Annotated in this window: 17 protein-coding genes and 1 pseudogene; 12 read left to right on the forward strand and 6 right to left on the reverse strand. The window is 75.9% G+C overall.

Annotation, left to right across the window (positions count from 1 at the left end):
* The first annotated feature begins 18 nt into the window (after positions 1-18).
* Together QNH85_RS12985 and QNH85_RS12990 are read left to right on the forward strand one after the other, a co-directional pair.
* On the forward strand, positions 19-981 hold the full coding sequence (locus tag QNH85_RS12985) for a carbohydrate ABC transporter permease (RefSeq protein ID WP_282947037.1): 963 nt from the start codon (positions 19-21) through the stop codon (positions 979-981).
* Positions 978-1,868 (forward strand): carbohydrate ABC transporter permease, encoded by an 891-nt coding sequence (locus QNH85_RS12990; RefSeq protein ID WP_282947038.1) that lies wholly within the window; start codon positions 978-980, stop codon positions 1,866-1,868. Before QNH85_RS12985 ends, QNH85_RS12990 begins: the two co-directional genes overlap by 4 nt.
* A gap of 21 nt (positions 1,869-1,889) precedes the next feature.
* On the opposite strand, the gene QNH85_RS12995 is transcribed toward QNH85_RS12990, so the two are convergent.
* Genes QNH85_RS12995 through QNH85_RS13005 form a run of 3 tightly spaced genes read right to left on the reverse strand, consistent with a single transcriptional unit; the run spans position 1,890 to position 6,072 of the window.
* Entirely contained in the window at positions 1,890-3,257 is a 1,368-nt protein-coding gene (locus tag QNH85_RS12995; protein WP_282947039.1) for an L-serine ammonia-lyase, read from the reverse strand.
* Positions 3,258-3,292: 35 nt separating this feature from the next.
* Entirely contained in the window at positions 3,293-4,567 is a 1,275-nt protein-coding gene (locus tag QNH85_RS13000; RefSeq protein ID WP_282947040.1) for a M20 family metallopeptidase, read from the reverse strand.
* Complete coding sequence (locus QNH85_RS13005) at positions 4,564-6,072, reverse strand: MFS transporter (RefSeq protein ID WP_282947041.1); 1,509 nt, start codon at positions 6,070-6,072, stop codon at positions 4,564-4,566. Before QNH85_RS13005 ends, QNH85_RS13000 begins: the two co-directional genes overlap by 4 nt.
* 102 nt (positions 6,073-6,174) lie before the next feature.
* On the opposite strand from QNH85_RS13005, the gene QNH85_RS13010 reads away from it, so the two are divergent.
* Positions 6,175-7,170, forward strand: coding sequence for an Lrp/AsnC family transcriptional regulator (locus tag QNH85_RS13010; RefSeq protein WP_282947043.1), 996 nt, complete (start codon positions 6,175-6,177; stop codon positions 7,168-7,170).
* A gap of 31 nt (positions 7,171-7,201) precedes the next feature.
* Here QNH85_RS13010 and QNH85_RS13015 read toward each other — a convergent pair whose 3' ends face one another.
* The gene (locus tag QNH85_RS13015) at positions 7,202-8,218 is read right to left on the reverse strand and encodes a LacI family DNA-binding transcriptional regulator (RefSeq protein ID WP_282947044.1); all 1,017 of its coding nucleotides are present in this window, start codon (positions 8,216-8,218) and stop codon (positions 7,202-7,204) included.
* Between the two features lie 208 nt (positions 8,219-8,426).
* On the opposite strand from QNH85_RS13015, the gene QNH85_RS13020 reads away from it, so the two are divergent.
* Both QNH85_RS13020 and QNH85_RS20040 read left to right on the forward strand, forming a co-directional pair.
* Complete coding sequence (locus QNH85_RS13020) at positions 8,427-10,349, forward strand: glycoside hydrolase family 127 protein (protein WP_282947045.1); 1,923 nt, start codon at positions 8,427-8,429, stop codon at positions 10,347-10,349.
* A gap of 86 nt (positions 10,350-10,435) precedes the next feature.
* Positions 10,436-10,990 (forward strand): annotated as a pseudogene (locus tag QNH85_RS20040) (ABC transporter substrate-binding protein); the annotation flags it as partial.
* Positions 10,991-11,081: 91 nt separating this feature from the next.
* Here the strand turns inward: QNH85_RS20040 and QNH85_RS13030 are convergent.
* Positions 11,082-11,657, reverse strand: a complete 576-nt coding sequence (locus QNH85_RS13030; protein WP_282947049.1) for a hypothetical protein — start codon at positions 11,655-11,657, stop codon at positions 11,082-11,084.
* A 15-nt stretch (positions 11,658-11,672) separates the two neighbouring features.
* Here QNH85_RS13030 and QNH85_RS13035 point away from each other — a divergent pair, with 15 nt between their 5' ends.
* From QNH85_RS13035 to QNH85_RS13055, 5 genes are all read left to right on the forward strand, one after another.
* A complete protein-coding gene (locus tag QNH85_RS13035; RefSeq protein WP_282947051.1) occupies positions 11,673-12,887 on the forward strand; it encodes a hypothetical protein in 1,215 nt (404 codons plus the stop codon).
* Between the two features lie 36 nt (positions 12,888-12,923).
* Positions 12,924-14,219, forward strand: a complete 1,296-nt coding sequence (locus QNH85_RS13040) for a sensor histidine kinase (RefSeq protein WP_282947053.1) — start codon at positions 12,924-12,926, stop codon at positions 14,217-14,219.
* Positions 14,216-14,887 carry a response regulator gene (locus tag QNH85_RS13045; RefSeq protein ID WP_282947054.1) on the forward strand — a complete coding sequence of 224 codons (672 nt, stop codon included), beginning with the start codon at positions 14,216-14,218 and terminating at the stop codon, positions 14,885-14,887. Before QNH85_RS13040 ends, QNH85_RS13045 begins: the two co-directional genes overlap by 4 nt.
* Before the next feature lie 111 nt (positions 14,888-14,998).
* Positions 14,999-15,853, forward strand: a complete 855-nt coding sequence (locus QNH85_RS13050; protein WP_282947055.1) for an ABC transporter ATP-binding protein — start codon at positions 14,999-15,001, stop codon at positions 15,851-15,853.
* Entirely contained in the window at positions 15,850-17,757 is a 1,908-nt protein-coding gene (locus QNH85_RS13055) for an ABC transporter permease (RefSeq protein WP_282947056.1), read from the forward strand. The genes QNH85_RS13050 and QNH85_RS13055 overlap by 4 nt, the downstream gene beginning before the upstream one ends.
* A gap of 21 nt (positions 17,758-17,778) precedes the next feature.
* Here QNH85_RS13055 and QNH85_RS13060 read toward each other — a convergent pair whose 3' ends face one another.
* On the reverse strand, positions 17,779-18,216 hold the full coding sequence (locus QNH85_RS13060; protein ID WP_282947058.1) for a VOC family protein: 438 nt from the start codon (positions 18,214-18,216) through the stop codon (positions 17,779-17,781).
* Between the two features lie 249 nt (positions 18,217-18,465).
* On the opposite strand from QNH85_RS13060, the gene glmU reads away from it, so the two are divergent.
* Together glmU and QNH85_RS13070 are read left to right on the forward strand one after the other, a co-directional pair.
* Positions 18,466-19,935: a bifunctional UDP-N-acetylglucosamine diphosphorylase/glucosamine-1-phosphate N-acetyltransferase GlmU gene (gene glmU, locus QNH85_RS13065; protein ID WP_282947060.1), complete on the forward strand. Its 1,470-nt coding sequence runs from the start codon at positions 18,466-18,468 to the stop codon at positions 19,933-19,935.
* A complete protein-coding gene (locus QNH85_RS13070) occupies positions 19,907-20,890 on the forward strand; it encodes a ribose-phosphate diphosphokinase (protein ID WP_213283944.1) in 984 nt (327 codons plus the stop codon). The genes glmU and QNH85_RS13070 overlap by 29 nt, the downstream gene beginning before the upstream one ends.
* Positions 20,891-21,116 lie beyond the last annotated feature (226 nt).

Consider the following 21,116-nt stretch of genomic DNA (forward strand, 5'->3'; position numbering starts at 1 on the left):
GCGGGATCGAGGACACCCATGAGCACCAGCACCGAGACCCGCGGCAGGCCCGGCGGGCCCGCCGACGCACCCGCACCGGGCGAGCCGGCAGGCGCCGCGCGAGCCAACCGCGCCCGCCGCGCGCGCAACCACCCCTGGGCGTTCGCCGCACCGGCCTTCGTCCTGCTCGGCGTGTTCTTCTTCCTGCCCACGCTGTTCAACTTCGTCTACTCGTTCACCGACTGGTCGAGCTTCAAGGCCGAGATCGGCTTCGTCGGCTGGGACAACGTCACGCGGCTGTTCGAGAACGGCGACCTCGGCCGTGCTCTGCGCGTGACACTCGGCTACGCCGTGCTCGTCGCGATCCTGCAGAACCTGTTCGGCCTCCTGCTCGCGCTGCTCCTGGAGCGCGACACCCGGATCAACCGGTTCGCACGCACCATGTTCTTCATCCCCGTGATCATGTCGGCGCTCGCCGTCGGGTACGTCTTCCAGGCGATCCTCAAGCCGGACGGCGCCCTGAACGCGATCCTGTCCTGGATCACGGGCGACGAGGTCACCACGGCCTGGCTCGGCAGCACCTCGTGGACGCTCCTGGTCGTCGCGATCATCCACGCCTGGAAGTGGATGGGCCTGCCGATGCTCATCTACATGGCCGGGCTCAAGACGATCAGCGAGGACGTCATGGAGGCCGCCCGCCTCGACGGAGCCGGCCCGTGGACCCAGTTCCGGCGGATCCGGTTCCCTCTGATCGCCCCGGCCGTGACGTTCAACGTCGCAACCGCGCTGCTCGGCTCGATGAACGGCTTCGACATCGTGCAGGCCACGACCGCCGGGGGCCCCGCGCGGTCGACCGAGCTGCTCAACATCTTCATCTTCCGCACCTTCGGGCAGGGCCTGTTCGCCCAGGCGACCACGATGAGCCTCGTGCTGTTCCTGGTCGTCGTCGCCCTCGCGTTCCCGGTCATCGGGATGCTGCGCCGCCGAGAGGACGTCCTGTGAGCATCGTCGCCGCCCACGGCACCAGCACCACCACCCGCCGCCGGCGTCGCGCGCCGGTCGGCGGCCGCACCGGCCCCTGGCGTCGTATCCAGCCGGTCGTCGTGATCCTGTCCGTCCTGCTGCTGATCGCCCTGCCGCTGTGGATCATCGTCGTCACCGCCGGCAAGTCCCAGGCAGAGGCGCTGCAGCCGGACCTCGCGCTGCCCAGCAGGTGGCAGCTGTTCGAGAACCTCGGCGAGGTGTGGCGCGACGGCCACGTCCCCGCCGCGTTCGGCGGGTCGCTCCTGATCATGGTGCCGTCGGTGTTCCTCGTCCTGGTCCTCGGCTCCCTCGCCTCGTGGATCCTGGCCCGGCGCCGGTCCCGGCTGTCCTCGGCGCTGTACGCGTTCGCGATCTCCGGGATCGTCCTGCCCCCGGCGGTCGTGACCATCGTGCTTCTCCTGCGGCAGCTCGGCCTCGCCGGCACCGTCGTCGGGATGGTCGGCGTCTACGTCGGGATGTACATGTCGACCGTCATCTTCTTCGTCACCGGGTTCATCCGGACGATCCCGCACGAGCTGGAGGAGGCGGCTCGCGTGGACGGCGCCGCGCCGCTGCGGGTGTTCCGGACGATGATCCTGCCGCTCCTCGTCCCCGTGCTGAGCACCGCGACGATCCTCATCTGCCTGTACATCTGGAACGACGTCTTCTACGCGTTCTTCGTCGTCGGAGGCCGCGTCGACACGCTTCCGCTGAACCTGTACAACGTGGCGTCGGCCGGGCTGTACCTGAACAACTGGCACCTGATCTTCGCGTACGTGCTCGTCATGAGCCTGCCGCTGCTCATCACGTTCGTCCTCGCGCAGCGCAAGATCATCTCGGGCATCACGTCCGGGGCGGTGAAGTAGCGGGCGTGCGTCGGCCCGCGGTCAGCACTCGACGACGTTGACCGCGAGCCCGCCGCGGCTCGTCTCCTTGTACTTGTCGCTCATGTCGACCCCGGTCTGGCGCATCGTCTCGACGACCGCGTCCAGGGAGACGATGTGCGAGCCGTCCCCGTGCAGGGCGAGGCGAGCCGCGGTGACGGCCGTGGTCGCTGCGATGGCGTTGCGCTCGATGCACGGGACCTGGACGAGGCCGGCGATCGGGTCGCAGGTGAGGCCCAGGTGGTGCTCCATCGCGATCTCGGCGGCGTTCTCGACCTGCTCGGGCGTCCCGCCGAGCACCGCGCACAGCCCGGCGGCGGCCATCGCGCACGCCGACCCGACCTCCGCCTGGCAGCCGCCCTCGGCGCCGGAGATCGACGCGTTCGCCTTGATGAGCGACCCGATGGCGGCCGCGGTGAGCAGGAACCGGTGCACGCCGTCGGTCGACGCGGACGGCTCCGTCCGCCAGTAGTGGTGCAGGACGGCGGGCAGGATCCCGGCGGCGCCGTTGGTCGGCGCCGTGACGACCCGGCCGCCCGCCGCGTTCTCCTCGTTGACCGCCAGCGCGTCCACCTGGAGCCACTCGGCCTGCACGTGGCGGCCCTCCGCCTCGGCGGCCTCGAGGCTCGCGCGCATCGCGGCCGCCCGGCGCCGGACCCGCAGGCCCCCGGGCAGCGTGCCCTCCGTCGCCGTCCCCGCGTCGACGCACGCCCGCATCGCCGCCCACACGGCGTCGAGCCCGGCGCGCACGTCGGTGGGGTCGCGGCGTGCGGTCTCGTTCGCCCACGCGACGTCGGCGACCGTCCGGCCGTCGCGGCACAGGGCCAGCAGCTCGGCGCCGGAGCGGAACGACGCGGCGCCCGCACCGCCGGCGAGACCGCCGTCCGACACCGGCGGCTCGTCGCCGAGGCACCGGATGAACCCGCCACCGATGGACTCGTACGTCTTCTCCAGCGCGGGCTCGTCCGCCGCGTCCGCCCAGGCGCGCAGCACGAGGGTGTTCGGGTGCCCCGGCCGCCGGACGCGCGGCTCCAGCACGACGTCCGCGCTGTCGAACGGCACGGGCAGCACGCCGCCGAGCAGCAGGGGGCTGCCGGCGGCGTGGCCGGACCAGGCGCCGCGCACCGCGGCGGGGTCGCACGTCTCCGGCGCGAGCCCCGCGAGCCCCGCGACGAGCGCGTCGGGCGTGCCGTGGCCGAGGCCGGTGGCGGCGAGGGAGCCGTACAGCACCGCCCCGACCCGCGTCACCCGGCCCGGCAGCGCGGCGAGCGCCCGCCGCGCGAAGTCGGCACCCGCCCGCATCGGGCCGACGGTGTGCGACGAGGACGGGCCGATCCCGATGGAGAACAGCTCGAGCGCGGAGACGTACACGCCGACATCCTCGCGCGCGGCGACGCCTGCTGCCGTCACTCGTCCCCCTGCGGGGTGGTCGTGGCGCCGGCCGGCCGCGCGGCCTGCCGGGCGAGCAGGTCCGCACGGGCCTCCGGCGTGAGCGCGGCCGCGCACGCCGCCCACGCGAGCGCTGTCGCGGCGTCGAGGACCGCCGCGTCGGCGGCCGGGGAGACCGCGTCGGCGGCGAACCCGACGGTGTGCGGCGCCGCGACCGACCCGTGCACGGCGATCGCCGGGTGGATGGACGGCACGACCTGGGAGACGTTGCCCATGTCGGTCGAGCCACCCGCGGCGCCGCTCAACGCGACCGTCGGGCGCCCCAGGTCCGCGAGCGCCTCGTTCCACGCCTGCGCCAGGAACGGGTCCTGGCGCAGCGGGTCGTACCGCGGCTCGGTGCGGCGCTGCTCCCACGTGCAGCCCGAGGCGACGGCGCCGGCCTCGAAGCACGCGAGCACGCGGCGCTTGGCGTCGCGCAGCTCGTCCAGGTCGAACGAGCGGACCTCGGCCTGCACGACGGTGCGCGCCGGGATGATGTTGGTGACCTCGCCGCCGGAGGTCAGCACCGCGGCCGTCCGCACCGTCCCCGGCAGCTGCTGCCGCAGCAGCCCGATGGACGTCAGGGCGATCGTGGCCGCGTCCAGCGCGTTGACCCCCGCCTGGGGCGCCGCCGCCGCGTGCGCGGCCCGCCCCGTGTAGACGACCTCGAACCGGTCGACCGCCTGCGACGTGAAGTCGTCGCAGCGGACGTCGACGCCGGGGGAGCCGTGCACCATCAGCGACAGCGTCACGTCCTCCCAGGCGCCGGCCTCGAGCATGAGGACCTTCCCGCCGCCGTGCTCCTCCGCGGGCGTGCCGAGCAGCTTCACGGTGATCCCCGCCTCGTCGGCGACCGACGCCAGCGCGACCGCCGCGCCCAGCCCTGCCGCCGCGATGATGTTGTGCCCGCACGCGTGCCCGAGGCCCGGCAGGGCGTCGTACTCCGCGCAGACCGCGACCACGAGCTCCCCGGAGCCCGCCGTCGCCTCGATCGCCGTGTCCAGGCCGAACGCCCCGACCGTGACGTCGAAGCCCGCGTCGCGGAGCGCGCCGGCCAGCAGACCGGCCGCGCGGTGCTCGGCGAACGCGGTCTCCGGGTGCGCGTGGATCTCGTGGCTGATCTCGACCAGCCGGTCCTCCCAGCGGCGCACGACCTCGGCGGTGCGGCGCCGGGCCTCCGCGGCGTCGATGGGGGCGGGCCCGGCGGCGTCGGTGGTGTCGGTGGCGGACGTGGCGGACGTGGTGACGGTCATGCGTGCTCTCCTGCGGGGACGGCGGGGACGGTGGCGGCGGGGGCGACCCCGACGGCGGCGGGCTCGGTGGGCGCCGCGGCGCGTGCCGGGGAGCGGAGCAACCGCGCCAGGACGGTGATCGCCACGCCGACGGCGGCGCAGACGCCCCAGACGGCGACGTAGCCGGTGAACGAGGTGGTCGTGACCGCCGCGTCGCCGGAGCCGAAGGTGGCGACGAAGCTCGCCATCAGGAGTGCGAAGACGGCTCCGGCGACGGCACCGGCGGCGGTGCGCGACGTGTTGTACAGCGCCGACGCGATGCCCACGGAGTCGGCGGGGGCCCGGTTGACCACGATGGTCGGCAGCACGGAGATCAGCACGCCGTTGCCCAGGCCGCCGACCACCATGGCCGCGAAGACGAGCGGGGCGGAGCCGGAGCCGAGCAGGAACCCCGCGTAGCTGACGGCCAGCAGCACGCCGCCGAGCGCCACGGCGCCGGGGACGCCGACCCGTGTCGCGAGCCGGTCCCCGACGCTGGCCGCGACGAACGCCGCGAGCGCCACGACGAGCGAGACGACGCCGACCGCCGCCGAGGTGAGTCCCAGCCCGAAGCCGACGACGTCCGGGTCGCTGAGGAGGAACACGGTGGACGCGGTCTGGCTGCCGAACAGCTGCGCCCCGAACAGGAACGCGATCACGATCGGCAGGCCGATGCCCCCGTGGACCAGCAGCGTCACGTCGATCAGCGGGTGGGCGACCCGGCGCTCGACGGCCACCCAGGCGACCAGCAGGGCGATCCCGCCGAGGACGGCGACCGCGGTGACCGGGTTGGTCCAGCCCCAGGACGGGGCGTTCGAGATGCCGCCGAGCACCGCGAGCAGGCCGACGCCGAGCAGGGCCGCGCCGAGCCAGTCGGTGGTGCCGCGGGCGCGGACCCGGGACTCCGGGACCAGGAACGCGACGACCGGCACGCAGAGCAGCAGGAACACGGCCGGCACCCACAGGACGGCGCGCAGGTCGCCGACGGCGGTGTACAGCATGCCGGCGCCCAGCGAGCCGATCGCCGCCCCGAAGGTCAGGGCGCCGACCAGCTTGCCGATGGACCGCCCCGCGGACTTCGGGTCCCTGTCCCGCACGATGGCGAACTCCAGCGGCAGGAACGCCGCCAGCGGGGCCTGGAGCGCGCGTCCGAGCAGCAGCACCCCGAAGCTGGGGGCCAGCGCGACGACGACCGAGCCGACCGCGACCAGCGCCGCGGCGATGGTGAGCATCCGCTTGTGCCCGTACCTGTCGCCGAGCTTCGCGATGATCGGGACGCACACCACGGTGGCGAGCATGTAAGCCGCGCTCACCCAGTTCAGCGTCGCGGCGGTCACGCCGAACTCCGTGCCGATGGCGGACAGCAGCACCGGGTACCAGCCCTGGAGCATGCCGGAGCCGAGCTCCATGACGACGAGGAAGCCGACGACGCCGCGGAGCGCGGTGCGGGCCGGCGCGGTGGTGCCGGGCGGTGCGGAGGCGGTCATGAGGTCTCCTGTGAGGACGGGCCGACGAGGTGGCGTGACGCTAGGAGCGCCGGTCACGACGATGGGGCAGACTGCAGGAAACTGACTCCAAGGCGGTGCTCTGTGCAGGAAGATGCGCTCGACGACCTCGACCAGCGCCTGATCCACGCTCTCCAGATCAGCCCGCGGGCGCCGTGGTCCGGCCTCGCGCCGGTGCTCGGGGCGGATCCCGTCACCCTGGCCCGGCGCTGGGCGCGGCTCACGCAGGAGGGGCTGGTCTACGTCACCGGCTACGGCTGGGACCAGGGTCAGCTGTCCCTGATCGAGATCGAGTGCAGCCCCGGCGAGACGCTCGCGGTGGCGGACGCCCTCGCCGCCGACCGCGAGGCGTTCACGATCGACCTCACCGCCGGCGGCCGGGACATCATGCTGACCCTCGGCGCGGCCGGCACCGAGGCGGTGGCGTCGTGGACCCTGGAGCGGATCCGCGGCGTCCCGGGCGTGCGGGCGATGCGCACGCACCTGGTGTCCGAGGTCGTGACCGACGCGCGCAGCTGGCGGATGCGCGCGCTGTCGAAGGACGAGGTGGCGCGGGTCGCCGCGCTGGACACCCGCCCCACGGGCGGCGCGGTCACCGTCCGGCCGGAGCAGGGCCGGGCGATCAGCGTGGCGCTCACCGAGGACCCGCGGATCGGCATCGCGGAGCTCGCCGCGCGGGCCGGCATGACGCCGCGGCGCGCCCGCGACGCCCTGGCGACGATGCGCGCATCGGGCCGGTTCGTGATGCGCGTCGACGTGGCCCGGGCGCACACCCCGTGGCCCATCTACGCCTGGTACTTCCTCCGGGTGCCCGCGGCGATGGTCGCGCGCGTCGGCCCGCAGCTCGGCCGGATGGACGAGGTGCGGCTCGTCGTCACCACCGTCGGCGAGTACAACGTGGTCGTCGCGGTGTGGCTCCGGACGCTGCAGGACGTCGGCCGGCTCGAGGCGATCATCGAGGAGCGGCTGCCCGGCGTCACCATCGCCGACCGGTCGGTGGTGCTGCGCACGACCAAGCACCTGGGGCACCTGCTGGACGCGCGCGGCCGGGCCACGTCGGAGACGATCCCGATGCCGTGAGCCCGGTCGCGTGCCCGCCGGCCCGCCCGCCTCAGCCCGCCGTCGACCCGCGCGGCACCAGCCGGCTCGGCACCACGTCGACCCCGGGCCGCCGGTCCCCGTCGATCGCGGCGAACAGCAGCGCGGCGGCCCGGCGGCCGAGCTCCTCGAGGTTCATGTCGATGCTGGTCAGCCGGGGGCGGGCGCCCGCGGAGATGATGTCCCAGTTGTCGTGCCCGACGACGGCGACGTCCTGCGGCACCTGGCGGCCCCGCTCGCGCGCGATCTCCAGCGTCCCGCGGGCGACGAGGTCGCTGCCGCACACGATCGCGTCGGTCTCCGGGTGGTGCGTCAGGATGCTCGCCGCGGCGGTGCGGCCCCACTCCTCGGTCCACGCCCCGTACAGGGCGGCCCCGCCGACGGGCTCCAGGCCGGCCTCGGCGAGCGCCTGCGTGGCGCCCTCGGTCCGCTGGCGTGCCGCCAGGTAGCCGACGTCGCCCGCGACGAGCGCGACCCGGCGCCGGCCGAGCGCGAGCAGGTGCTCGACAGCGAGCCGGCCGCCCATGACGTCGTCCGTGACCACGGACATGTCGTCGGGGTCCTCGGACGGGGCGTACGCGTAGACGACCGGGACGGCGAGCCGGCCGAGGGACGGGCGCGGGTCGGTGCGCGCGCCGACGACGATCAGCCCGTCCACCCGCCGGCCGAGCAGCGCCTGGAGGTGGTGCTGCTCCCGGATCGCGTCGCCGCGGGCGTCGCAGAGCAGCACCGAGACGTCCCCGGTGCCGGCGGCGTCCTCCGCGCCCATCAGGGTCGGGATGGAGAAACGGCCTTCGAGGTCGTGGGTGATCAGGCCGATGGTGTGCGAGCGGCCGGACGCGAGGTGCCGGGCGGAGGCGTGCGGGCGGAAGTTCAGCGTGCGCGCGGCCGAAAGAACCCGCGTGCGTGTTTCGGCCCGGACCTCGTCGCGGTCGTTCAGCGCCTTCGAGGCGGTCGCCGGGGACACGCCCGCCAGGCGTGCGACGTCGGCGAGCGTGACCCGTCGCTCCTGCTCCGGCTCCACCGCCATCGCCTCGTCCCCCTTCGTGCCTGCTGCTGGTCGACCTGCGCACCGAAGCGTAGCGGAGCCGCGCGTGGCCGCCGCCGCGGCGGACCGGGGCCCGGCGGGTGGCGGCCGCCTTGAGCCGGCCGCCGCCGAGGGCCGCGTTGACGAACCCCCGCCGGCGGGTCTACTTTCGGTTTCCGAAAGCGATTTCGGTAATCGAGCGAGGATGCAGATGACACCGACGACCCTGTCCCCGGTCACCGCACCGGTGGCACCCGTCGCCCCCCGCCGGGGCGGCCGCGCGCCGCTCGGCATCGACGAGGTCCGGCTGGAGGGCGGCTTCTGGGGTGCGCGCCAGCAGGTGAACCGCGAGGCGACGCTGGACCACTGCGTGTCCTGGCTGGAGCGCCTCGGCTGGGTGGCGAACTTCGACGCCGCCGCCCGCGGCGAGGGTGGGGCCCGCGCGGGCCGCGAGTTCGCCGACTCCGAGACGTACAAGATCCTCGAGGCGCTCGCGTGGGAGTCCGGCCGCTCCGGCGACGCCCACGTCGAGGAGGTCTACCGGGCGCTCGCGGCCCGCGTCGTCGCGGCGCAGTCCGAGGACGGGTACCTCGGCACCCAGTTCGGCCGGGAGGGGCAGCCCGCCCGGTACACGGACCTGGAGTGGGGCCACGAGCTGTACTGCGCCGGGCACCTGATCCAGGCGGCGGTGGCGCGGCTGCGGACGCACGGCGAGGACGAGCTGGTCCGTGCGGCGCTGCGCGTGGCCGACCACGTCGTCGCGACGTTCCGCCCCGACGGGATCGAGTCCGTGTGCGGGCACCCCGAGATCGAGGTCGCGCTGGCGGAGCTGTCGCGCGCGACCGGCCGGCCGGAGTACCTGGAGCAGGCCCGGGTGTTCGTCGAGCGCCGCGGCCACGGCGTGCTCGCGGACATCGAGCTCGGCCGCGACTACTTCCAGGACGACGTCCCCGTCCGGGAGGCGACGGTGCTGCGCGGGCACGCGGTGCGCGCGCTGTACCTGGCGGCCGGGGCCGTGGACGTCGCGGTCGAGACCGGTGACGACGAGCTGCTCGCCGCCCTGGTGCGCCAGTGGGAGGCCACGGTCGCGCACCGCACGTACCTGACCGGGGGGATGGGCTCGCGGCACACGGGCGAGGCGTTCGGCCTCGACCACGAGCTGCCGCCGGACCGCGCCTACTCCGAGACCTGCGCCGGCATCGCCGCCGTCATGTTCTCGTGGCGGCTGTTCCTGGCCACGGGCGAGATGCGGTACGCCGACCTGGTCGAGCGCGTGCTCTACAACGTGGTCGCCACGTCGCCCGCCGAGGACGGGAAGGCGTTCTTCTACGCGAACCCCCTGCACCAGCGGGTGGCCGGTGCGCCGGTGGACCCCGAGGGCCTGAGCCCCCGCGCCGCGTCCAGCGAGCGCGCGCCGTGGTTCCACGTGTCCTGCTGCCCGACGAACGTCGCCCGGACCGTCGCCAGCCTCGGGGCGTACGCGGCGGCGTGGGACGGCGACGAGCTCGCGCTCGTCCAGCACCTGCCTGGCACCGTGCGGACCACCGCGGCGGACGGCTCGCCCGTCGCGCTCGACGTGCGCACCGGCTACCCGGTCGACGGGCGGGTCGAGGTCCAGGTCGAGCAGGCGCCCGCTCAGGTCGGGCTCCGGCTCCGGGTCCCCGCCTGGGCCGCCGGCGCGACCGCCGAGGTGGACGGCACCACCCTCCCGGTCGAGGGCGACAGCGTCCGCGTGCCGGGCCCGCTCGCGCCGGGGACCACGGTCGTGCTGACCCTGCCCGTCGCCCCGCGGTGGACGGACCCCGACCCGCGGGTCGACTCCGTCCGTGGTTGCGTCGCGGTCGAGCAGGGCCCGGTGGTCCTCTGCCTGGAGTCCGTCGCGCTGCCCGAGGGCACCGACCTGCACGACGTGGTCGTCCTCCGCGCGGCGGAGGCGCCGCGCGCGGGCGCCGACGGCTCTGCGGTCGTGCGCGCCACCCGGCTGGCCGCGCCCGCCGGTGCGGCGGGTGCGCCGAGCGCCGCGGCCGGGACGGCCGGGACGGCGCCGGCCGGCTTCGACGTCGAGCTGCGCCCGTACCACCAGTGGGGCGAGCGCGGCCCGACGCAGATGCGGGTCTGGCTGCCCGTCGCCTGACGGCCGCCCGCCGAGAGTCACCCGCGCGGCGCCGCCCGGGGCCGCGCGTCATCCCCCCGCAGTTCATGAAGGCAAGGAGGCTTTCCATGTCCCGACCCCTGCCCCGCCCGCTGTCCCGGCGCCGTCCGGTGGTCACGGCCGGCGCCGCGGCGCTCGTGCTCGTCGGCGTCGCCGCGTGCGGCTCCGGCGGATCCGACGACTCCGGCACCGCGTCCGACGGCGAGATCTCCGGCGAGGTCACCATCGGCTGGTCGGGCGAGGGGGAGTGGGGCGAGTACCTGCGCGCCACCATCGCCCGAGCCGAGGAGCAGTACCCGGACCTCACGATCACGCCCGTCGTCTACCCGACCTACGACGACCAGCTGAACCAGCTGCCGACGGAGTTCGCCGGCGACACGGCGCCCGACCTGATCCAGTGGGACGGCGCCGCGGCGATCGCGCAGTACGCGAACGAGGGCGTGATCGAGCCGCTCGACGACTGGGTCGAGCAGAGCGGCAAGGACCTGTCGGTGTACCCGTCGTCGCTGATCGAGGGCTGGACCATCGACGACCAGCTCTACGGCGTCCCGCTGTTCCTGCAGCACTCGGGCATCGCGGCGCGCACGGACCTGCTGGAGCAGGCCGGGATCGCGAAGGCGCCGCAGACGCTCGATGAGTACGCCGCCGCCGCGCAGGCGGTCACCGAGACGACCGACGCCAGCGGCGTCGTGCTCCTCGACACCCTGTTCCACATCAGCCCGGTACGGGCCGCTGCACCTGGCTCGCCAGCACCCGGGCGACGGGCAGCACGTAGTCGCGCGCCGGCACGGGCTCGGCGACCGGTCGGTGCCGCGCCCACGCCCGGTCGCGCGCGTGGGCGAGCAGGCCCAGCCGGTCGCCGCCGCTCGTGGCGGTCCAGCCGAGCGCGACCTCGTGCCGGAGGCCGTCCCGCAACGGGTGCAGCGTCTGGCGCCACGCCCGCAGCCCGGTCAGCGGCAGGCCGCCGCTGGTGTACGTCCACTCCCCCTCGGCCGCGGGGTACGTGCCGCCGACGGCCACGCCGGCCGGTCCGGCGCGGCCGCCGAGCGCCACGAGGTCGACGCGCTCGTCGACGAGGGTCCCGCCGTGCTCGTCGACCCCGTCGGCGGCGACCGTCGCCCGGGTCCCGCCGTCGCGGTGCACGGTGAGCGCGACACCGTCGGGGTACCGGACGGTCAGGTGCGGGGCCGACAGGCGGTCCTCGCGCACCAGCACGTCCCGGACCCCGGCGGCCCGGGCGTCCGGCCCGCCGATCGTCCACGCGCTGACCGGGCGGGCGCCGCCGTACACCAGGGGCTGGCCGGCGTGGCGCTGGAGTCGGACCCGCTGCGCGGCGCCCCGGTGCCCGGGGCGTCGGCGTCGGTGATGGGCTTCGTCGGCGCCGGGACGGACGTGGGGCTGTGCCTGCTCCGGGCGGCGGAGGCGCTCGCGGACGGGGCGCTCGCGGACGGGGCGCTCGCGGATGGGGCGCTCGGGGACGGGGCGCTCGGGGACCGGGCGCCGGCGGAGGAGGCGGCGGACCTCGCCGCGCGGGGCCGTGCCGTGCTCGACGCCTTCGCCCGGCTGCCCCTGGACCCGCCCGCGGGGGAGGGCTGGGACCTCGCGTCGGGCGTCCCCACCACGTACCGGGACCTCGACGGCGAGCCCGCGGTGTTCGCGCGCGCCGTCGCGGAGGGCTGCCACGCGGCGCTGCGGGCGGCCGAGCGCGTGCCCGGGGCGCGGGGCGTGGCGTGGCGCGACTGGGCCCTGGCCGGCGCGTCGTTCCTGGTGGACCAGCAGCGCCCGGACGGGTCGCTCCCGCGCGCGTGGCGGGCGGGGACGGGAACGGTGCTGCAGCAGTCCCCGACGGCGACGGCGACCGTGGTCCCGTTCCTGGTCGCCGCGGGGCACGCCGAGGCGGCCGTCCGCGCCGGCGAGCACGCGTGGGCCGGCGCCGCGGAGCGCCTGGCCTACGCGGGCGCGACGCTCGACAACCCGGACGTCGTCGACAAGGAGGGCGCGCTGCTGGCGGCGCGCGCCTTCCTCGCCCTGCACCGGCGGACCGGTGACGACCGGTGGCTGGACCGCGCGCTGCACGCCGCGCGGGTCGCGGAGTCCTGGGTGCACCTCGTGGACCTGCCCGTGCCGGCGGACGCGCCGTGGGCGGACCTGCACTGGAAGCCCGGCCGGTCCACCGTCGGCCTGCAGCTCATCACCTCGGGCGTCACCATGTCCGACGGGTTCCTGGTGGTGGACGCCGCGCTGTTCGCCGAGCTCGCACTGCGCTCGGGGGCGGACTGGCCCGCCCGGGTCGCCCGGCTCGTGCACCACGGGTCCCTCGCGATGCTGGCGACGGCGCAGCGGCCGTTCGACCTCGCCGGAGCGGGATGGCAGCAGGAGCACTGGGGGTTCGGGCCGCGGCGCGGGTACGGGCTGAACCGGCACTGGCTGCCGTGGACGGCGGTGGCGGTGCTGGACGGCCACTTCCGGCTGCGCGACCTCGGCCCGGAGGCGGCGACCCTGGTGGCGCTCGACGGCTGACCCGCGCAGTGGGGGTGGCGTGGGACGATGCCCGACGTGCCCGAGCGGACCCCGACCGCCGCCGCCCCCCGGCGGGCCGTACCGCGCCGCCCGGACGTCGTCGCGGCGGCGGTGACGCTGGTGGTGAGCGTCGCCGGGCTGCTGGCCCTGCCGGCGCTCGCGGCGATGGAGCCTGCGGAGCCCCTCACCGACCTGCCGCCGGTCGGCGCCGCCCGCTGGTGGGCCGTCCTGGTGGCGCTCGTCGCGCAGGCCGTGGCCGTCGCCTGGGCGCGTCCCGCCCCGCGCGCGGCGCTGCTGGGCGTCGGCGCGGTGCCCCTGCTGCTCTCCGCCGCCCGGCCCGGCGAGGTGTCGGGGATCGTCACGCTGGCCGTCCTGGTGGTGGTCTACCGGGCGGTGGTCGACCAGCCCCTGCCGCGCGTGCGCGCCGCGCTGGCCGGCACGGTGCTGCTGCTCACGGTCGCGTCGGCCGTCGGCGGCGGCCCGCTGGACGCAGGGGCGCCGGCGGTCGCCGTGCTCGCGGCATCGGCCGGCCAGGCGGTCGGCGTCGTGCTGCTCGGGCTGGTGCCGGCGCTGGTGGTCGGGTCGCGCCGGGCCCTGCGGTCGGCGGAGGCCGGGGAGCTGCGGGCGCTCCAGCGCGAGGGCGAGGCGCGGCTGCAGGCGGCGCTGGCCACCGAGCGGACCGCCATGGCGCGGGAGCTGCACGACATCGCGGCGCACCACCTGTCCGGCATCGCGCTGATGGCGTCGGCCATCGACCGGCAGATCACCACCGACCCCGACGCCGCGCGGCAGGGCCTGCGCCAGGTGCGGGACCAGAGCCGGGTGGTGCTCACCGACCTGCGGCGCCTGGTCGGGCTGCTGCGCGACGACGACGGCGCGGAGACCTCCGCGCTCACGCTCGCCGCCCTGCCGGGCCTGGTCGCCGCGCCGGGGGTCGCGGCCGGTGACGCCGTGACGCTGGAGGTGCTCGACGCGCCCGGGGGCGGCCCGCTCGGCGCCGGCGTGGGCCCGCTCGCGCAGCTGGCCGCGTACCGGATGGTGCAGGAGGCGCTGGCGAACGCGCGCTCGCACGCCCCGGGGGCGCCGTGCCGGGTGACCGTCGACGACCGCGCCCAGGACGCCGTGGTGCTCACCGTCCGCAACGGCGCGCCCGCCGCGTCAGCCGCAGCAGCGGCTGCGCCGTCGTCCGGCGGGTACGGCCTGCAGGGCATGCGCGAGCGCGCCGCCCTGGTCGGGGCCACGCTGCGGCACGGCCCGACGCCGGACGGCGGCTGGGAGGTCCGGCTGAGCGTCCCGCGCGACCGCACGACCGACGAGGAGGAGACCCCGTGATCCGGGTGCTGATCGCCGACGACCAGGCGCTGGTGCGGGCGGGGCTGTCCGCGCTGCTCGGGGCGGAGGACGACATCGAGGTGGTGGGCGTCGCCTCCGACGGCGAGGAGGCGGTCGCGCTGGCCCGCAGCACCGCGCCCGACGTCGTGTGCCTCGACATCCGGATGCCTGGGCGGGACGGGATCAGCGTGGCGCGGGAGCTGTGCGGGCCCGACGTGGAGCACCCCGTCCCGGTGCTGGTGCTGACGACGTTCGACCTGGACGACTACGTGTTCGGCGCGCTGGAGGCCGGCGCGTCCGGGTTCCTGCTCAAGGACGCCGACCCCGAGACGATCGTGCACGCGGTGCGGGAGGTCGCGGCCGGCCGCGGGACGCTCGACCAGGCGCTCACGCACCGGGTGCTGCGGGAGTTCGCCGGGCGCCGCCGGCTGCAGCCCGTGACCCTGCAGCGCGGGGCGGACGTCCTGACCGCGCGCGAGCGGGACATCCTGCTGCTGCTGGCCCGCGGGATGTCGAACGAGGAGATCGCCGCGGAGCTCGTCGTCGAGGTGTCGACCGTGAAGTCGCACCTCGCGCGGATGATGCCGAAGCTGGGCGTCCGGTCGCGGCTGCAGGCGGTCGTGTGGGCGTACCAGAACCGGGTGGTCACGGTCCCCGGGGACGACTGAGCGGGTCGCGACCTGCCGCGCGGCGGAGGCCTTGCGTCGAAGGATGCAGGCCGTGGAGTTCCGTCGCAGGCGGCTGGAGGGCGGGTACCGGCGATTCCTAGCGTCGAGGGCATGGACCAGACGTCCCCCGAGACCAGGAGCCCCGCCATGACCACCCCGATCCCGGCCTCCCCGACCACCCCCGCGCCGGACCGGCCGGACCTGCCCACCGACCCGCCCCCCGGCCTCCCCGCCGAGCGAGTCGCACCCGCCGTCCTGCTCGACGACGTCCGCCGCGCCTACCCCAACGGCCGCGGCACCGTCCAGGCGCTCGCGGGGGTCTCCCTCGCGCTCGCCCCGGGCTCGTTCACCGCGATCATGGGCCCGTCGGGCTCCGGCAAGTCCACGCTGCTGAACTGCGCCGCCGGGCTCGACGCCCCGACGAGCGGCCGCGTCGTCATCGGCGGCGCCGACCTGACCACGATGTCCCCGGACGCGGTGACCCGGCTGCGGCGCGACCGCATCGGGTTCGTGTTCCAGGCCTACAACCTGGTCGGGCACCTCACGGTCGCGGAGAACATCGCGCTGCCGCTGCTCCTCGGCGGCCGCGAGCCCGACGCCCACCTGCGGCGTTACCTCATGGCGGCCGTCGGGCTGGAGGACATGGCGGACCGCCTGCCGGGCGAGCTCTCCGGCGGCCAGGCGCAGCGCGTCGCGATCGCGCGGGCGCTGATCACGCGGCCGGCCGTCGTGTTCGCCGACGAGCCGACCGGCGCGCTCGACTCGCACACCGGCGCCCAGGTGCTGGACGTGCTGCGCAGCACCGCCACGACGCTCGGGCAGACGCTCGTGCTCGTCACGCACGACGCCCGGGTCGCCGCCGCGGCCGACCGCGTGGTGTTCCTCGCCGACGGGCGCCTCGCCGGGCACCTGGACGCGCCGACCGCCGAGCAGGTCACGGCCCGGATGATCGAGCTGGGCCGATGAGCGCCGTCTGGACGTCCGCCCGCTCCGCCGTGCGGGTGCACCGCGCGAGCATGGCCGGCAGCGCGCTGGTCGTGGCGCTCGCGGCCGCGCTGCTCACCGCCACCGGCGCCTGGGTGGAGGCCGGCATCCGGCTCGCGGCCGGGTCGGACGACCCCGCGGCGTCGCTGCTCGTCACCGTCGCGTCGTCGTTCGCGGGGACCGCCGTGCTCATCGCGCTGCTCGTGGTGGCCTCGACGTTCGCCGGGGCGCTGCGCCCCCGCGCCCGGGAGTTCGCCCTGCTGCGCGCCGTCGGGGCGACCACCCGCCAGGTGCGGCAGCTCGTCACCGCCGAGGTCCTGCTGGTGTTCGCCGTCGCGGCCCCGCTCGGCGCCGTCCCGGGGCTGCTGCTCGCGCCGCTGCTCGCGGGGGTGCTGGAGTCCGGCGGCATCGTCCCCGCGGGGTTCAGCACGACCGTCACGCCGTGGCCGGTCCTGGCGACGCTCGCGCTGCTGGTGCCGACCGCGCTGCTCGGCGCCCGCCTGGCCGGCCGGGAGAGCGCGCGGCTCAGCCCGGCGAGCGCCGTGCAGCGCTCCGCCGCCGAGCCCACCGGCATCTCCGCGGGCCGGCGGACCACCGCCCTGGTGCTCGCGGCCGGCGGCCTCGCGGTCGCGTTCGTGCCGTTCCTCCTGCCCGGGGTGATGGGCAGCGCCGCGGCCACCACGTCGGCGTTCCTGCTGATCATCGCCGCGGCGCTGCTCGGCCCGCTGCTGGTCCGCTGGGCAGCGGTCCGGGGCCTGTCGCTGCTCGGGCCTCGCGCGGCCGCCGCACCGACCCTGGCCCTCGCCAACGCGCGCGGGTTCTCCCGCCGCCTCACCGGCGCCGTCGTCCCCCTCGCGCTGCTGCTCGCGCTCGGGACCGTGCAGTCCGGGGTGAGCAGTGCGGTCGTCGACGCCGCCGAGCAGCAGGTGCGGGACGCCCTGACGGCGGACCTGGTGGCCGAGGGCCCGGTGACCGCGGAGCAGGCCGCCGAGGTCGCCGCGGCGCCCGGGGTCGCCGAGGCCGCGCGCACCACGCTCGTGTCGGCGGAGGTGCGGATCGAGGCGCAGGACGAGGACATGCCGTTCCTGGACGGCCTGTCGTGGGAGGCGACGGCGCTGCGGACCGTGCCCGTCGAGGGCGACCTCGTGGACCCCGACGTGCGCTCCGGCTCGCTCGCCGACCTCGCGAGCCCCGGCACCATCGCGGTGAGCAGCGAGGCCGCCCTCGGCAGCACCGGGGTCGGCAAGCCGCTCGAGGTGCGCCTGGACGGTGAGCTGACCACGTTCACGGTCGTCGCCGTGTACGAGCGCGGGCTCGGGCTGGGCGACTACCTGGTCGGGGACGCGGCCGGGGTCGCCCCCGTCGACGGCCCCGGCGCGACGCTCCTGGTCCGCGCCGACACCGCCGCCGACGTCCCGGCCGTCCGCGAGGCCGTCGAGGCCACCGGCCTGACGGCGACCGACGTCGACGGCTACGCGCGCTCCGTGCGGGAGGCCGCCGCGGCGGAGCAGGGCCTGTCCACCGCGCTGCTGCTCGCGCTCCTCGCGTTCGTCGCCGTCGCGGCCGCCAACACCCTCGTGTCGCTGGTCACCTCCCGGCGGGGCGAGCTGGCGCTCCTGAGCCGGACCGGGGCGACCCGCCGGCAGCTGCTGCGGATGGTGGCCCTCGAGTCGGGCCTCACCACGGCGACCGCGCTGCTCGTCGGGGCGGCGTGCGTGCTGCCCGCGCTGCTCGGCGTCGGGCAGGGGCTGCTCGGCGTCCCGCTGCCCGTCGTGGACCCGGTGGTCGTCGGCTCGCTCGTGGCGGCGGTCGTGGTCATCGGCCTGACCCTGCCGGTCGCGGCGGCGGTGCGGGCGACGCGCCCGTCCGTGCCCCGGGCGGCGTGAGGCGCCTCGTCCGCGCGGGGCTCAGCCCACGAAGATGCAGAACGGGTGCCCGTCCGGGTCGGCGTACACGCGCAGCGGCTCGTCCGGGTCGTCGCGGCGGTCGAACAGCAGCCGCGCCCCCAGCCCCAGGACCCGGTCGTGCTGGGCGTCGAGCGTCTCGGCGTCCGGCACGGTCATGTCGAGGTGCAGCTGCTGCGGGACCTCGGGGTCCGGCCACGTCGGCGGCGTGAGCTCCGGCACCTTCTGGAACGCCAGCGGCCACCGGCCCTCGCCCTGCAGGACCAGCCAGTCCTCGCCGTTCGGGTCGGGCTCGCCGGGCGGGGGCGGCTCGTCGCCGTCGCGGTACCGCAGGCCCAGGAGCTCGCGGTAGAACTCCGCGAGCGACCGGGGGTCGGTGGTGTCCAGGACCGTCTGCACGACCCGTGGGTACGTCGGCCCGCTCGCGCTCGTACCGGTCATCGCGGCCCCTCCTCGCGGTGACGTCGGGCGTCCCGGCCGGGGGCCCGTCCCGGGACCCATCATGGTCGCCGCGGTCCGGTCCCGCGACGGCGGGCCGCCCGCGCGGCGGTAGAGTGCGTCTGCGCACGACGTCCCCGCCCGGCTCGCCCTGTTGGGTGCGCGGGCAGACCTCTCACCAGGGAGCACCCACAGGTGACCACCCCCCGCCCCGCTGCGGTCATCGTCCTAGCCGCAGGCGAGGGCACCCGGATGCGATCGGCCACACCCAAGGTCCTGCACACCCTCGCGGGCCGCTCCATGCTCGGCCACGCGCTGGCCGCCGCCCAGGCGCTGGAGCCGCGCCGCACGGCGGTCGTGGTGCGGCACGAGCGGGAGGCCGTCGCGGCCCACGCCCGCGACCTGCTGCCGCAGGTGCTGGTCGCGGACCAGGACGACGTCCCCGGCACGGGCCGCGCGGTGCAGTGCGCGCTGTCGGTGCTCGACGCGGCCGCGCAGGCCGAGGCCGCCTCCGCGGGCGACGGACCGGGGGAGCCCGGTGCGGCCGCCGGCGTGCTGGTCGAGGGCCCGGTCGTGGTGCTCGCCGGCGACATCCCGCTGCTGGACGGCGGGACGCTGGCGGAGCTCCTCGCCGCGCACGCCGCCGACGGCAACGCCGTGACCGTGCTCACCACCGAGGTCGCCGACCCGACGGGCTACGGCCGCATCCTCCGGTCGTCCGACCCGGCCGACGCCGGCGACGTGGTCGGCATCGTCGAGGAGAAGGACGCCGACCCCGCCCAGCGCGCGATCACCGAGATCAACTCGTCCGTCTACGTGTTCGACGCGGCGGTGCTCCGCGGGGCGTTCGGCCGGCTCGGCCGCGACAACGCGCAGGGCGAGGTGTACCTGACCGACGTGCTGGCGATCGCCCGCGGCGACGGCGGCCGGGTCCGCGCGCTGCGCACGGACGACCCGGTGCTGGTCGAGGGCGTCAACGACCGGGCGCAGCTCGCGGTGCTCCGCGCCGAGCTGAACCGCCGGATCCTGGACGACTGGATGCGCGCGGGCGTGACGGTCGTCGACCCGGCGACCACCTGGGTGGACGTCGACGTCGAGCTCGCGCAGGACGTGACGCTGCTGCCGGGGACCCAGCTGCACGGTGCGACGTCCGTGGCCTCCGGCGCGACCATCGGCCCGGACACCACGCTCACCGACGTCGAGGTGCACGCCCGCGCCACCGTGGTCCGCACGCACGGGTCCCTCGCGGTCATCGGCGAGGACGCGACGGTGGGCCCGTTCGCCTACCTGCGGCCCGGGACCGTGCTCGGCGAGCGCGGCAAGATCGGCACGTTCGTCGAGACGAAGAACGCCGAGATCGGCGCGGGCTCGAAGGTGCCGCACCTGTCCTACGTCGGCGACGCGACCATCGGCGTCGAGACGAACATCGGCGCGGCCAGCGTCTTCGTCAACTACGACGGGGTCCGCAAGCACCGCACGACCATCGGCTCGTACGCCCGGACCGGCTCGGACAACATGTTCGTCGCGCCGGTCACGGTCGGGGACGGCGCCTACACCGGCGCCGGCAGCGTGATCCGGCACGACGTGCCGTCGGGCGCCCTGGCCGTGAGCGCCGGCGCCCAGCGGAACATCGAGGGCTGGGTCGTCCGGTCCCGCTGCCCGACGCCCAGCCCAGCACGGAGGACACCGCACGATGACCGGGATCGTCTCGCAGGACGGTGAGAAGCGGCTCGTCCTCGTCTCGGGCCGCGCGCACCCCGAGCTCGCCGCCGCCGTCGCCAAGAGCCTCGACATCGACCTGCTGCCGACCACGGCCTACGACTTCGCCAACGGCGAGATCTACGTCCGGTTCGCGGAGTCGGTGCGCGGCGCCGACGTCTTCGTGCTGCAGAGCCACGCGGCGCCGATCAACCAGTGGCTGATGGAGCAGTTCCTCATGGTCGACGCGCTCAAGCGCGCCTCGGCCAAGACCATCACCGTGATCGCGCCGTTCTACGGGTACGCCCGGCAGGACAAGAAGCACCGCGGTCGCGAGCCGATCTCGGCCCGCCTCATGGCCGACCTGTTCAAGACCGCCGGCGCCGACCGGCTGATGAGCGTCGACCTGCACGCCGCGCAGATCCAGGGCTTCTTCGACGGCCCGGTCGACCACCTGTGGGCCATGCCGATCCTCACGGAGTACGTGCGGACCCGCGTCGACGTGCACAACGTCACCGTCGTGTCGCCGGACGCCGGCCGGATCCGCGTCGCCGAGCTCTGGGCGCAGAAGCTCGGCGGCGGCCCGCTGGCGTTCGTGCACAAGTCGCGCGACATCCGGCAGCCGAACAAGACGGTCGCGAACCGCGTCGTCGGTGACGTCGAGGGCCGCACGTGCGTGCTGGTCGACGACCTCATCGACACCGCCGGCACGATCACGGGCGCCGTCCGGGTGCTCATGGAGGCCGGCGCGAAGGACGTCATCGTCGCGGCGACCCACGGCGTGCTGTCCGACCCCGCCACCGACCGGCTCCAGCAGTGCGGCGCCCGCGAGGTCATCATCACGGACACCCTGCCCGTCCCCGACGAGCACCGGTTCGAGAAGCTGACGGTGCTGTCCATCGCGCCGCTGATCGCCCGCGCCATCCGCGAGGTCTTCGACGACGGCTCGGTGACGAGCCTGTTCGACGGCCAGTCCTGACACCAGCCCTCCCGGCGCCGCGCCCGGGCCGGCGCCACGACCGGCGTCGACCCGGGCGCGGTTTCGTGCCGGGCGGCGGCGCGGGTAGTATCGGGGGGTTGCCTCGGCGAGGGACGTCGGACGGTCGCTCCACGACCTGACGGCGGTCCGGCGGACGGCGCGGCCCGCACCCCTGGGGGTACGGCCGGCGCCGCGTGCGGACCGCGTCGGTGTCAGTCCGTCCACT

Origin of the sequence: Cellulomonas endometrii (assembly GCF_949769265.1) — a bacterium.
Taxonomy (GTDB): domain Bacteria; phylum Actinomycetota; class Actinomycetes; order Actinomycetales; family Cellulomonadaceae; genus Cellulomonas; species Cellulomonas endometrii.

Coding starts and splice junctions, on each gene's coding strand:
- QNH85_RS12985 (WP_282947037.1), top strand. CDS start 19: ATGAGCACCAGCACCGAGACCCGCGGCAGGCCCGGCGGGCCCGCCGAC.
- QNH85_RS13000 (WP_282947040.1), bottom strand. CDS start 4,567: ATGACCGTCACCACGTCCGCCACGTCCGCCACCGACACCACCGACGCC.
- QNH85_RS13005 (WP_282947041.1), bottom strand. CDS start 6,072: ATGACCGCCTCCGCACCGCCCGGCACCACCGCGCCGGCCCGCACCGCG.
- QNH85_RS13015 (WP_282947044.1), bottom strand. CDS start 8,218: ATGGCGGTGGAGCCGGAGCAGGAGCGACGGGTCACGCTCGCCGACGTC.
- QNH85_RS13020 (WP_282947045.1), top strand. CDS start 8,427: ATGACACCGACGACCCTGTCCCCGGTCACCGCACCGGTGGCACCCGTC.
- QNH85_RS13050 (WP_282947055.1), top strand. CDS start 14,999: ATGGACCAGACGTCCCCCGAGACCAGGAGCCCCGCCATGACCACCCCG.
- QNH85_RS13055 (WP_282947056.1), top strand. CDS start 15,850: ATGAGCGCCGTCTGGACGTCCGCCCGCTCCGCCGTGCGGGTGCACCGC.
- QNH85_RS13060 (WP_282947058.1), bottom strand. CDS start 18,216: ATGACCGGTACGAGCGCGAGCGGGCCGACGTACCCACGGGTCGTGCAG.
- glmU (WP_282947060.1), top strand. CDS start 18,466: ATGCGATCGGCCACACCCAAGGTCCTGCACACCCTCGCGGGCCGCTCC.
- QNH85_RS13070 (WP_213283944.1), top strand. CDS start 19,907: ATGACCGGGATCGTCTCGCAGGACGGTGAGAAGCGGCTCGTCCTCGTC.